This is a genomic window from Dyadobacter sp. UC 10, from assembly GCF_008369915.1.
Classification (GTDB): Bacteria; Bacteroidota; Bacteroidia; order Cytophagales; family Spirosomataceae; genus Dyadobacter.
Genome location: NZ_VSRN01000001.1, coordinates 6,015,105 through 6,028,209 on the forward strand (window position 1 = coordinate 6,015,105; position 13,105 = coordinate 6,028,209).

The following is a 13,105-nucleotide window of genomic DNA, read 5'->3' on the forward strand; positions in this document are numbered from 1 at the left end:
CGATGAAATTCAACTATAAAATCATAGGATTGAGCACTGTTTTCGCCCTGATGCTGTCGGGCTGCGAGCGGAGCTTCGAGGATCTGGAAAGAGATCCAAACCGCCCTGTAACGGCACCCGCGTCGCTCGTTTTAAAGGGTATTGAAATGGATATGTACGCCAATACCGGCACACCTTTCAGCGACGAAATGCGCTGGAACCAGTTTTATGCGATTAATTACAACTATTACGGTAATAACGAATACCAGTGGTCAACCTTTGACGACCATTATCCGACGCTGAAAAATGTCGTTAAAATGGAAGAAGAAGCGAGGCGGGCCGGTGCGGCCGAGGTCAATGTTTATTCTGCGCTCGGCAAGTTTTTCAGGGCTTTTTTCATTGATCAAATGTCCGTTCGTGCCGGAGATCTTCCGATGAGCGAAGCGTTGCTGGGTTTAGAAAATCTGAATCCGAAATATGATTCGCAAAAGGATGTCTATATGCAGATATTGACGTGGCTTGACCAGTCAAATGCGGAAATGACGTCGCTGATCGCAGCGGGGGATACCAAGGTTACCGGCGATTTCTACCTGGGCGAAGACCTCAAAAAATGGCAGAAGGTGGTGAATGGTTTTCGTTTAAGGATGCTGATCCGTCTGAGCAAAAAGGAAAATGAAGCGGGTATGAATGTGAAGAGCCAGTTTGCAGAGATTATTTCCAACCCAGCCAAATATCCGATCATGGCGGGAATGGACGATAACCTGGAATTTGAGTTCAATATTTTTAACAAGTACCCGTCCAATCCCGACAATTTTGGTTTTGATGCTACCAGGCAAAATATGGCCCAAACTTATGTAGGCTTGCTCACCGCCCGGAAAGACCCGCGCGTGATGGTGACAACAGAGCCGGCAGGAGCACAGCTGAAAGCAGGTAAACTGCCTTCTGATTTTTCGGCCTTTATAGCAGCCAGCTCCGGGGAAGACCTTTCGGATATGTCTAACAAAGCGGGGAAAGACAATGGTGCTGGTTTTGCTCCGGGTGAATATTCATTTCAGAGCAGGTCGAGGTACTATTCCAATTACACGGGAGAAAATACGTTCATCATCGGGTATCCTGAATTGTGCTTCAACATTGCTGAGGGGATTAACCGGGGCTGGGCAACCGGAAGTGCAGAGGACTGGTACAAAAAAGGTATCAAGGCTTCGCAGGAATTTTATGGAGTAAAAACCGGCGCATTGACAATGACCTATTCCAAAACAGGCGGGCGCGCGTCGACCGACTTTGTCAATTATACGATCAATTTCAATTTTGACGAATACTACGCACAGCCCCTTGTGAAATATGCGGGTAACACGGTTGCGGGTCTGGAACAGATCGTCACGCAGAAGTATCTGGCATTCTTTATGAACTCTGGAATGGAAGCGTATTTTAACTACCGCAGGACTGGTTTTCCAAAGTTTATGACTGGCGTTGGAACTGGAAATTCGGGCAGGATAGCGGTGCGCTGGCAATATCCTCTGACCGAGCGGACAACGAACGAAGCTAACTACAAAGCTGCTATTCAGAGTCAATTTTCGGGAAAAGATGATATTAATGACCTGATCTGGCTTTCAAAGTAATGCCGATGCATGTTGACAATGCCGTTGTCGGGGTCTCTATTGATGTTGTTTGATGTCTCTGTTGGTGTTCTCTTGCCCCTGTTGGTTTTGTCTTGCCCCTGTTGGTGTTGTCTTGCCTCTGTTGGTGTTGTCACCAACATTTGTACCAGCGCTGGTTAGGTCGTTGGTGACAACACCAACGAAGGCAAGACAACATTAACGAAGGCATCAACATACCAACGAAGGCGGAGAGGCCGATGAATAACAAAAGAAGGAGCGACATTGCCGCTCCTTCTTTTGTTTGACGCCTATGTTGGTGTTGTCACCAGCAATTGTCACCAACATTTGTACCAGCGCTGGTCAGTCGTTGGTGACAACACCAACGAAGGCAAGACAACACCAACGAAGGCAAATACCAACGAACACAAGACAATATCAACGAAGGCGGAAAGGCCGATGAATAACAAAAGAAGGAGCGACATTGCCGCTCCTTCTTTTGTTTGACGCCCCTGTTGGTGTTGTCACCAACATTTGTACCAGCGCTGGTCAGGTCGTTGGTGACAACACCAACGAAGGCAAATACCAACGAACGCAAGACAATACCAACGAAGGCAAGACAACACCAACGAAGGCAGTAATCAATGCGCTTCCAGCCAGTTAGCGCCGACACCAATCCCCGTCTCCATTTTCACGATCATCGGAATCGCATTACGCATCAAATCGTCTACTTTTTCTTTCAGGAAATCAATTTCGTCGCGGTGCACATCGAATACCAATTCGTCATGTACTTGCAGGATCATGCGCGATTTCAGCTTTTCTTTTTGCATGAAATCGTGGATATTGATCATCGCAACTTTGATCATATCTGCTGCCGAGCCCTGGATGGGAGCGTTAATGGCATTTCGTTCTGCATAGCCACGGTTCGTCTGGTTGCCTGATATGATATCGGGCAGGTACCGTCTTCTTCCCAGGATCGTTTCAACATATTTTTTCTCACGCGCGTCGTTGACAATCCGGTCCATGTAACCTTTGACAGCCGGAAACTCTTCGAAATATGCCCTGATAATTTCGCTGGCTTCACCACGTGGTATACCAAGCCGCTGCGCCAGTCCAAATGCTGAAATGCCATAAATAATTCCAAAATTGACCATTTTAGATTTCCGGCGCATGTCGGATGTTACTTCTTCGAGGGGCACGCCGAAAACTTTGCTGGCCGTGGTTGCATGGATATCACGTCCCTGGTTGAATGCCTCGGTCATACTCGCGTCCTGACTGAATGCCGCCATAATACGCAGCTCTATTTGCGAATAATCGGCAGAGAGGATTTGAAAATCGTCGTTATCCGGTACAAATGCTTTTCTGATCTCCCGGCCACGCGGCGTACGGATCGGGATGTTCTGCAAGTTGGGGTTGGTAGAACTAAGGCGGCCCGTAGCTGCAACAGCCTGATTATAAGACGTATGTATCCGACCGCTTTTTCTACTTACCAGCAGCGGTAGCGCGTCCACATAGGTCGATTTCAGCTTTTGCAGTTCGCGGTAATCGAGGATTTTCCGCGCGATCATGTGGTTATTTTCAAGATCGGACAGAATATCCTCGCCTGTCGCATACTGCCCGGTTTTAGTCTTTTTGGGCTTTTCGATCAGCTTCATTTTTTCAAATAAAACTTCTCCCAGCTGCTTCGGCGAGCTGATATTAAACGATTGGCCAGCCGCCTCGTAGATTTCGGACTCCGTTATACGTAAGTCGGATTCCAGTACAGCCGACATTTCCTTCAAGGCATTAATATCCAGCCTTACCCCCGTACTTTCCATCGAAGCTAGCACTTTGAGCAGCGGCATTTCAACGTCATAGTAGAGTTTTGAAGCACCCACCTTCGGAATTTCACGGGTAAAAATGGTATTGAGCTGCAAAGTAATATCTGCGTCCTCTCCGGCATATTGCGTGATCTCGGGAATTGAAACATCCCGCATCGTTCCTTGTTTTACGCCTTTTTTACCGATGAGCGAGGTAATTGAAACGGGGTCATAGTTGAGATAGGACGCGGCCAGAATATCCATTCCGTGCCGCTTATCCGGTTCCAGGATATAATGGGCAAGCATGGTGTCGCTCATTTTTCCTTTTACCTCAATACCGTAATTTTTCAGGATAAGCAGATCGTACTTAATATTCTGGCCGATCTTTTCAATAGACTCATTTTCAAAAACTTCCCTGAAGTTTTCCACAATTTCCTGGGCTTTGTCGCGATCTGCCGGTACGGGGATGTAAAATGCCTCGCCAGCCAGGTAGGAAAAGGAAAGTCCGACAAGTTCGGCATCGATCGTATCCAGGGAAGTTGTTTCGGTGTCAAAACAAAATGACTCCTGCAAACTGAGGTAATATGCCAGACTTTTCATTAGCTCCGGCGTATCGACCGTATGGTAGCGGTGAAAAGTATTGTCGATTGTCCTTCGGGTAGTCGGTATCCTCAGGTCTTCGTACGCTTGCTCGGGTGCGTCGTCGTCGGCTATGCCTTCGCTAAGAATGGCAGGCTGTTTGCCGACTTCTTCCGTCGGGTTGCCAAACAAGTCGAGCTGTGCTTTCTGGGGCTTCGAGGCCGTGCGGGAAACCTGAGTGGTTTGGATCGGCTGACCGACTCCAAGTACGCGTTGTTTTAATGTTTTGAATTCCAGCTCATCGAAAAGCGCTACAATCTGGTCGGCATTCGCGGGACAAATGGTCAGATCTTCGGCGTCGAATGGTACCGGCACTTTAATATCGATCGTCGCGAGTTGTTTACTAAGGATCGCTTTATCGAAATTATCCCTGATTTTTTCACCCAGTTTACCTTTGATCTCGTCGGCGTGGGTGATCAGGTTTTCAATCGTGTCATATTCCTCTATCAGTTTCTGGGCCGTTTTCTCGCCTACACCAGGAACGCCGGGAATATTGTCGACCGCGTCGCCCATCAGGCCCAGAATATCAATAACCTGGTCAATGCGTTTGATCTGCCAGCGTTCGAGGATCTGGTCCACGCCAAGTACTTCGGCGCCTTTTCCCAGGAATGCAGGCTTATATATATACACATGCTGTTCCACCAACTGGCCGTAATCCTTGTCGGGCGTCATCATAAAGACTTCGAAGCCGGCATTGGATGCTTCCTTGGCGATGGTACCAATGATATCGTCGGCCTCATAACCGTCGAGTTCAAGTATGGGAATGCACATCGCTTTGAGCAACCTTTTTACGAGCGGAATCGCAACGGTGATATCTTCCGGCTGCTCCTGGCGCTGGGCTTTGTATGCCTCAAACTGCACATGGCGGAAGGTGGGAGCTGCGGTATCGAACGCTACTCCGATGTGTGTAGGCTTTTCTTTTTGCAAAACTTCCAGCAGTGTATTTGTAAAACCGAATACGGCGCTGGTATTTAATCCTTTCGAAGTTATCCTCGGTGCTTTGATAAAAGCGAAGTGTGCACGGTATATCAACGCCATCGCGTCGAGCAGGAAAAGCTTATGAACGGGTTTATCCATGAGGTAAGAATGGTTATGGAATTCAAATATAGTGTATGTAAAAAGACTGAGACGGATTACTGGTGATTTTTTGTAGATTGCTGATTAAGAAGCTTCTAGCGATATTATTCTTTCTAAAAGTTAACTACGTATAGTATTTGTAGTTATTATTTTAAATATAAATCTAATATTACTTTTGAATAATTTTATTCATTTTAAAAGTATTAAAAGAATTGTATTATTTGGGCGGAATAAATTTACCAAGCTAATTAAAAGAAAAGTACTTGTTTTAATATTTAACCTTTAATTATGTTTTATACTATCAATAAAAATTAAACTTATAATAAGTTTTAAAATAATTATACCTTTAATACTTACTATACATTGATAACTTTTAATATTATCACACCAATGAGAATTATTTTACCGTTTTTAGCTGTTATCGTTTTTTCATGTAATCAGAATAAAAAGTTGGAAAGAGAAGCATACCAATGGCCGGAAGCAACGCCTCCCGTAGCAGAGAAAAAAGACCATGAAACCGGAATGCATGGCGACAAACGAAATGATGAGTACTATTGGATGGCCGACTATTTCAGCAAAGGGGCCGACAGCAATAAAGTAGTAGATTATCTGAAAGCCGAGAATGCGTATACAGACAAGTTGCTCGCCGGAACCGAGCAGTTGCAAAAAGAGCTGTTCTCGGAAATGAAAGGCCGCATCAAAGAGAAGGACGAATCGGTCCCGGTCTTCAATAATGGATATTGGTATTACACCAGAAGCGAGGAAGGAAAACAATATTTCAAGTATTGCAGGAAAAAAGGAATGCTGGAAGCGAAAGAGGAAATTTTGCTTGATGTAGACCAGATGGCCGAGGGGCATCCCTATTATTCAGCTGCGGGATTCAGTATCAGCCCTGACAATAAGTTGCTGGCTTACGGAGTGGATACGGTTTCACGCCGGGAGTATATCATGAAAATCAGGAACGTCGAAAGCGGTGAGGATTTGAGTGATGCGGTTAAGCGCACTGAACCGGGTTATGAGTGGGGAAATGATAATAAAACGCTGTTCTATACAGCCAAGAATGCGAAAACGCTTCTAAGCGAAAAAATCAAGCGGCATACTGTCGGGACTGACGCTAAAAAGGATGTGGCCGTATACACCGAGAAAGATAATAGCAACTATATCGGTGTGGGCAAAAGCAAATCTGAAAAATACATTGTCATCGCGTCTTCCGCGACGATGTCGTCCGAGTACAGAATCCTCGACGCAGACAAACCGGAGGGAGAATTTCAGGTTTTTCAACCGAGAATGAAGGACGTGATCTACGATATTGACCACCATGACGACAAATTCCTGATTGTGACCAACAAAGACGCGCTGAACTTCAGACTGATGGAAACACCGGTAGGGCAGACGGGCGTCGAAAATTGGAAGGAAGTAATCGCAACCAGAAAAGACGTTCTACTCGAAGGAATTGAGGTTTTTAAAGACTTTTTAGTAGTCAGCGAGCGGAAAAACGGTTTGTTGCAGATCCGCATCCGTAACATTAAAACCAATGCCGAGCATTATGTGGACTTTGGCGAGGCGGCTTACACCGCGCATCCTTCCGCAAATCCCGAATACGATACAAAGAATCTTCGTTACAGTTACACGTCACTGACGACGCCCAATTCCGTGTACGATTACGACATGGAATCGAAGAAAAAGGAACTTAAAAAGCGCCAGGAAGTGCTGGGAGGTTACAATCCGGAGGAGTATGTGACGGAGCGGTTATATGCCACTGCAAGGGATGGCGTACAGGTCCCGATTTCGCTTGTCTATAAAAAAACAACGGGGAAAAGTCCGCAATCACCGCTTTTGCTTTATGCGTACGGATCATATGGTTACAGTACCGATCCTAGTTTCAGCAGTACAAGGCTCAGTTTGCTGGATCGCGGCTTTGTGTATGCAATCGCGCATATCCGTGGCGGGCAGGAGATGGGGCGTCAGTGGTACGAGGATGGGAAAATGTTTAAAAAGAAAAATACTTTCAACGATTTCATAGATTGTGCGGAGCATTTGATCAAAGAAAACTACACTTCCACGGCGCATTTGTATGCAATGGGAGGAAGCGCGGGCGGTTTGCTCATGGGGGCTGTCGCCAACCTGCGCCCTGATCTTTGGAACGGAATAGTGGCAGTGGTACCGTTTGTAGATGTGGTGACCACTATGCTGGATGAAAGTATCCCGTTGACTACCAATGAGTTTGATGAATGGGGAAATCCGAAGAACAAAGAATCTTATGAATACATGAAGTCGTATTCACCGTATGATAACGTCGGGAAAAAAGCATATCCCAATATGCTGGTTATGACCGGCCTGCACGACAGCCAGGTGCAATACTTTGAGCCAGCCAAGTGGGTCGCGCGGTTGCGTACGCATAAAACGGATAAAAATGTTCTTATTCTTAAAACGAACATGGAAGCCGGTCACGGCGGGGCATCGGGACGATTCGACTATCTGAAAGAGATCGCCGTGGAATATGCATTTATGTTCGCGCTGGAAGGGATCAATGAGTGAATGAAAAATGATTGAATGATTGAATGACCGAATGACTGAATGACTGAATGATTGAATACCAGCATTAATATTCAATCATTCAATCATTCGGTCATTCAAAATTAAAGATTGCCGATTGCCTGCTCCACATCTCCAATAATATCATCGATATGCTCGATACCTACCGAAATACGAAGCTGTGTTGGTAAAACTCCAGCAGAAACCTGTTCTGACTCAGAAAGTTGCGAATGTGTGGTCGAAGCCGGGTGGATGATGAGCGTTTTCGCGTCGCCGACATTTGCCAGGTTACTGATCAGTTTGAGATTGTCTACAAATTTCTCAGCAGTTTGCTTTTCGCCTTTTAGAGAAAATGACAAAACTCCTCCAAATCCTCTTGTCAGGTATTTTTTAGCCAATCCATGGTATTTATTACCTTCCAGTCCAATGTAATTTACCCCTTCCACAGCAGGATGTTTTTCAAGCCACTGCGCCAGTTTAAGCGCGTTTTCAGCGATACGCTCTACGCGTAATGTGAGTGTTTCCAGGCCTTGGAGGAATAGGAAAGAGTTGAAAGGGGATAGGGAAGGGCCCCAGTCACGCAGACCTTCCACGCGGGCGCGGATGATGAACTGAATATTGCCAAAAGGTCCTCCGATGCCGAATACATCGTTCATAACGAGCCCGTGGTAGCTTGGCGACGGTTCGGTAAACTGCGGAAATTTGCCGTTGCCCCAGTTGTAAGTTCCTGCATCAACAATCACCCCGCCTATCGACGTGCCGTGGCCACCGATCCATTTTGTCGCCGATTGTACCACAACATGCGCACCATACTTGATAGGCTGGCATATTGCACCCGCTGCCCCAAATGTATTATCCACGATGAGCGGAAGGTCATGCTTATTGGCCAGCGCCGCAAAAGCCTCAAAATCCGGCACGCTGTAACTCGGATTACCGATCGTTTCCAGATAAATGAATTTTGTTTTTTCATCAATCAGTTTCTCAAAGCTGGCGACATCGTCTCCATCAGCAAAACGTGCTTCCACGCCAATATTCTTAAAAGAATTTTTAAACTGATTAAAAGATCCGCCGTAAAGGAAAGAGGTCGTCACAAAATTGTCGCCGACAGTCGTGATATTATTAATGGCCAGAAACTGGGCCGAATGTCCGGAAGCAGTAGCCAGTGCCGCCACGCCACCTTCCAAAGCAGCTATGCGCTTCTCGAAAACATCGTTGGTCGGATTCATGATCCGGGAATAAATGTTGCCAAATTCTTTTAATGCGAACAGGTTGGCAGCATGTTCTGCATTGTTGAAAACGTAGGACGTAGTCTGATAAAGAGGCACTGCACGGGAATTGGTAACCGGATCGGGCTGCTGGCCGGCATGGAGCTGCAAGGTTTCGAACTTCATTATTTTGAAAGGTTAATGTGGACAAAGCCCAAATGTATTAAAATAACGATAGATTAGTATATCAAATTAGTAGTCTTTTGTTTGCCGAATAATAACTTGCACAATTCCCGGGAAGACAATGTTAGTGTCTGCCTACAAGATCGAGCAGGTTATCAAGCTGTTTTTGAAGCAGTGATATTGTCAATTTGTCCGTAAGCGAGCCTATTTCAACCTTATGCTTACTATCCGGAATGGATAGAGCAGAGTTTTCATTACGGACTGTGCCAAGGGCTGTCAGTGTAAGCAGGAGGGAGGCGAGCGCCTTGTCGCCTCCTGTATGCAGCGGCGACGCACTAATCGCCGAAACCGGTTTCTCATTAAACTCACCCGTCGCTACGGTCCAGTCCAATGCATTTTTCAATGTGCCTGGAACTCCAAAGGCATATTCAGGTGTGCAGATCATTATCCCGTCCGCTTGCCGCAGCGCCGTCTTGAATTTCACTACACCGTGTGGATCTTCCACACCCGGAATGAAATGCGGGATTTCGTCCAGGCCTTGGAAGATTTGGAAGGAGGTATTTTCGGGCAGCAAAGATTCGACCGCCCGAAGGATGATTGTGTTTGTTGATTCCGTGCGAAGGCTGCCGGATATACCCAGGAGATTAATTCTTTTCATGGTTCAATTTAAGCGGTCTCCCGGAGCGAACCAATTTCGGCTTGTTATTTGGCTACCACATTGTAAAAATTGTAGTCGGTCATCGGCGCATCTGTGAAGCCAAGATTTCGTCCCATCGTAACGATTTGTCCCCGGTGATAAGTGCTGTGGTTCATACAATGCAGGATATATTCAAAATTAGGAAAGTTGCATTCGAACCAGGGATTCACCACCAGCGTATCGTTTTCCAACGCCCTCGCGGATAGGGTCTCTACGTATTCGGCAAGCTCCTGAGATTGCGCCATAAGGCGGGAAAAAGTTTCTTGCAGGTCTCCATCAAAATCCTGGCCACTGTAATTACTCTCCGGATTTATCACAGACAGCCAGTAACGCTGCGTTTCAAGGATATGGATCAACGTAACGCGGATCGTTGAAAAACTTGAAACTACTTCTTTTTCAAGTAGTTCTGTTGGTTTTGTCCTAAGCCAGTTGACCAGCGTGCAGTTCGCCCAGTGGTTGTAATCCACATAGTTCTTCATCAGATAAGCAATGCTTGATTCGGTAGTCGGAGTTGCAACGATCTGTGACATATTGGTTGTGGTTTTGGTTCGATACAAAATAAACCTGTACCGATGACAACAGTATGTCAGTAGGTTTTTAGTTATTTCAAATTTTCTGAAATCTGGCCTAACAAGTCTTTGACGATCGTTTTGAGGGAAGCCGGTTCCAGAATAGTTGCATTAGGAGCGATCATCAGGTACCAACGCGCGAAACCATCCAGGCTGCTGGTGAGGAAGCTCATTTCTATGCAATCCTCGTGAATGATCTCTGAGACGAAACCATAGTAAATGCGTTGCTCGCCCACGTAGCGCGCTATCCGCTTATCCATTTTTATCCGTACCAGTCTCAAATTCTGTCCCTCGTGGCCCATTTCAAGAAAGTCTTTAAGAGGGGCGTGCCGGTGTTCAAAAGGCCGGTCGGTTATTTCAGAATGCAGGATGCGATCCGAGCGGAAGTTGCGGTAGTCGTTCCTGAGGTGACAGAATGCGATCGTATACCAGTAATTGTTTTCATGGTAGAGGCCCACTGGTTCAATGATCCTTTCCAGCTGGTTGTCGCTGTTGATAGCGATGTAGAGGATCTTTGCAATTTTCTTTTCCGATATACTTTTGAGCAGGATATCGAGTGTGTTGCTGGTAGGCTTGTGAAATGCATGGTTAACCCTGCGGACTGCGATATGATCTTCAAGACTCTCCACAACCGATTTTTCGCTGCTTCTCAGCACCGCCTTTACCTTGAACATGGCCGACTGATACTGGGATTGGGTCGAGAAATCGGTGAATTTCTCCATCAGTTTTTCGGCGGTAATGAATGTTCGCGCTTCTTCTTTGGTGAACATAACAGGAGGCAGGCGATAGCCATCCATGATCGAATAGCCTACGCCTGCCTCGCCTATAATAGGAACCCCGGCCTCTGCCAGCGAACTAATATCCCTGTAAACCGTCCTCAGACTGATTTCGAACCGCTCGGCAAGATCCTGGGCCTTTACAATTTTGCGGGATTGGAGCTGGATCAGAATAGCGGTAATACGGTCAAAGCGGTTCATTCGCGTCGTTTGAGAAATGGTTGACGCAAATATGCTTAAACTACGGCTTCTCTCAAATGAAAAGCCTCCGAAATCAGTTCGAAAGATCTTAATCTGGTTTCAACCGTATCTGCCATGGTCGAAATGATTATCTCATCCACTTCGAAATCATTTGCAAGTGCTGTAAGTTGCTCCTTTACAGCTTCTTTTGTACCGGAAATTACCCTGCCGCTATTGTATCTCAGGCGTTCCAGCTCACCTGGCGTGAAGCGATAGTTCCTGACGGTCTCGGGGTCAGGAAACGGTCCAAACTTCCCCTTCTCAAATTCTATCAGCACATAATCCATCATTTTTCGCATTTCTGCTGCTTTTTCTTCGGTTTCTCCGCACAGGACAAAAACCGAAAGGATTGCATGCGGCTCGGGATATTGATCAGACGGGCGAAAGTTGCGGCGATACGTTTCCACTACATCCGGTCTTACGAACCCGTTAATAAACTTGGCAACTGCCAGCCCGAGGCCGAAACGGGCGGCGATATTGCTGCTTCCGCCGCTTGAACTCAATATCCATTGCATTGGAATGGTTTCCGATTGCGGCGTGGCGTAAATGAACCCTCTGTCGGTGCCCGCAGTATCCCTGAAAAAATGCTGCAAGTGTTCCAGTTGCCGCAAATAGCTGCTTTCACTGAAATCGTTGGAAGGGTTTAATAAAGAAGAAGTTAACCGGTCGGTCCCGGGTGCGCGGCCCATTCCCAGGTCGATCCGGCCGGGAAAGAGCGTTTCGAGCATCCGGAAGTTCTCTGCCACTTTCAATGCACTGTGATTAGGCAGCATGATGCCGCCTGAGCCAATGCGTATTTGTTTGGTTGCATCGGCCAGCTTGACCATTAGAACCTCGGGGGTTGAGCCGGCTATAAAAGTTGAATTATGGTGTTCTGAAACCCAAAAACGGCTGTATCCCAACTCTTCGGCCACTTTTGCGGTGTCGATCGTCTCCTGAATTGCCTGCTGTACCGTAGTTCCGGCACGAACCACAGACTGGTCAAGTATTCCTAGTTTAATATTACTCATGACACATAGTTGTTTATTCAGACAACAAGCGTCAGCGTATTTATATTCATTGAAAAGGCAAATCAGGGCTTTCCTTTTGGAAAGTAGGGGAGATCAAAGAGGGGCCGCCCGCTTCCAGTAAGTTGATTTTCCCAGCAGCGGAAAACCGATGTAGCTGCGAATTTCGAGCAGCTCATCACGCAGTCTTATTATGCAGCTGTAAGTTTTGCCGCTTTGCGGATCATACATCTTTCCATCGTCCCAGGTGCCAGCGTCGTAAACGAAATTCAGCAGCAGGTTTACATGGAGGAGGTTACGGTCACGCAGGCTTTCGTCTTTATTTTGTACGTCCTTGCGTGAAGTTTTTCCATCCGTTTCAAACAGCTCACTCGACCAAAGGAGCCTGCCGAAATATTCGGATCCTGTTTTATATATTTCAATTCGCCTGTCTTTTTCCTCACTCAGCCACTCGCCAAGTATCCTGTCGGCGTTACCTGTCTGCGCGTTTGCGATGATCGACAGGGACATAATAAATATTGTAAAAATGATTCTGTGCATTTATCGAAAGCGTAAAACTTGAACTTGATGTTGATGAAGAGACTTGAAAATATTCAAAAGCTGATTTAATTAACTCCGATGATAGTTTCAGTTACAAAAAGCCAAAAATGCTACAAATGAAACTATATGGGATGTATCTATCAATGTTAATTTTTTTAACAAGACTCAATTTTATATTTAACACTGTAAAGTGGTAAGTCTTATATTTTAAATTCACCAATTAGTACTAAATGAAAGTCATTTGGCGATCTAATATACAACAGT

General features: G+C 46.1%; 10 protein-coding genes. 3 read left to right on the forward strand and 7 right to left on the reverse strand.

Annotated elements, in window-relative coordinates; genetic code table 11:
* Positions 1 to 2: 2 nt before the first annotated feature.
* Entirely contained in the window at positions 3 to 1,598 is a 1,596-nt protein-coding gene (locus FXO21_RS24965; RefSeq protein WP_149642638.1) for a SusD/RagB family nutrient-binding outer membrane lipoprotein, read from the forward strand.
* Positions 1,599 to 2,058: 460 nt separating this feature from the next.
* Positions 2,059 to 2,238, forward strand: coding sequence for a hypothetical protein (locus FXO21_RS24970; protein WP_149642639.1), 180 nt, complete (start codon positions 2,059 to 2,061; stop codon positions 2,236 to 2,238).
* Here FXO21_RS24970 and polA read toward each other — a convergent pair.
* Positions 2,216 to 5,089: a DNA polymerase I gene (gene polA, locus FXO21_RS24975; protein WP_149642640.1), complete on the reverse strand. Its 2,874-nt coding sequence runs from the start codon at positions 5,087 to 5,089 to the stop codon at positions 2,216 to 2,218. The genes FXO21_RS24970 and polA overlap by 23 nt on opposite strands.
* A gap of 390 nt (positions 5,090 to 5,479) precedes the next feature.
* Here polA and FXO21_RS24980 point away from each other — a divergent pair, with 390 nt between their 5' ends.
* On the forward strand, positions 5,480 to 7,627 hold the full coding sequence (locus FXO21_RS24980; protein ID WP_149642641.1) for a S9 family peptidase: 2,148 nt from the start codon (positions 5,480 to 5,482) through the stop codon (positions 7,625 to 7,627).
* A gap of 101 nt (positions 7,628 to 7,728) precedes the next feature.
* Here the strand turns inward: FXO21_RS24980 and FXO21_RS24985 are convergent, their stop codons facing one another.
* The 6 genes from FXO21_RS24985 to FXO21_RS25010 all read right to left on the reverse strand — a co-directional run bounded on the left by FXO21_RS24985 (position 7,729) and on the right by FXO21_RS25010 (position 12,811).
* Positions 7,729 to 9,015 (reverse strand): O-acetylhomoserine aminocarboxypropyltransferase/cysteine synthase family protein, encoded by a 1,287-nt coding sequence (locus tag FXO21_RS24985; RefSeq protein ID WP_149642642.1) that lies wholly within the window; start codon positions 9,013 to 9,015, stop codon positions 7,729 to 7,731.
* A gap of 121 nt (positions 9,016 to 9,136) precedes the next feature.
* Positions 9,137 to 9,670, reverse strand: a complete 534-nt coding sequence (locus tag FXO21_RS24990) for an NADPH-dependent FMN reductase (RefSeq protein ID WP_225865852.1) — start codon at positions 9,668 to 9,670, stop codon at positions 9,137 to 9,139.
* Positions 9,671 to 9,714: 44 nt separating this feature from the next.
* Complete coding sequence (locus FXO21_RS24995; protein WP_149642643.1) at positions 9,715 to 10,239, reverse strand: DinB family protein; 525 nt, start codon at positions 10,237 to 10,239, stop codon at positions 9,715 to 9,717.
* A gap of 71 nt (positions 10,240 to 10,310) precedes the next feature.
* Positions 10,311 to 11,255, reverse strand: a complete 945-nt coding sequence (locus FXO21_RS25000) for a helix-turn-helix transcriptional regulator (RefSeq protein WP_149642644.1) — start codon at positions 11,253 to 11,255, stop codon at positions 10,311 to 10,313.
* A 35-nt stretch (positions 11,256 to 11,290) separates the two neighbouring features.
* Complete coding sequence (locus tag FXO21_RS25005) at positions 11,291 to 12,304, reverse strand: LLM class flavin-dependent oxidoreductase (RefSeq protein ID WP_149642645.1); 1,014 nt, start codon at positions 12,302 to 12,304, stop codon at positions 11,291 to 11,293.
* A 93-nt stretch (positions 12,305 to 12,397) separates the two neighbouring features.
* Entirely contained in the window at positions 12,398 to 12,811 is a 414-nt protein-coding gene (locus FXO21_RS25010; protein ID WP_225865853.1) for a DUF2147 domain-containing protein, read from the reverse strand.
* Positions 12,812 to 13,105: the final 294 nt, after the last annotated feature.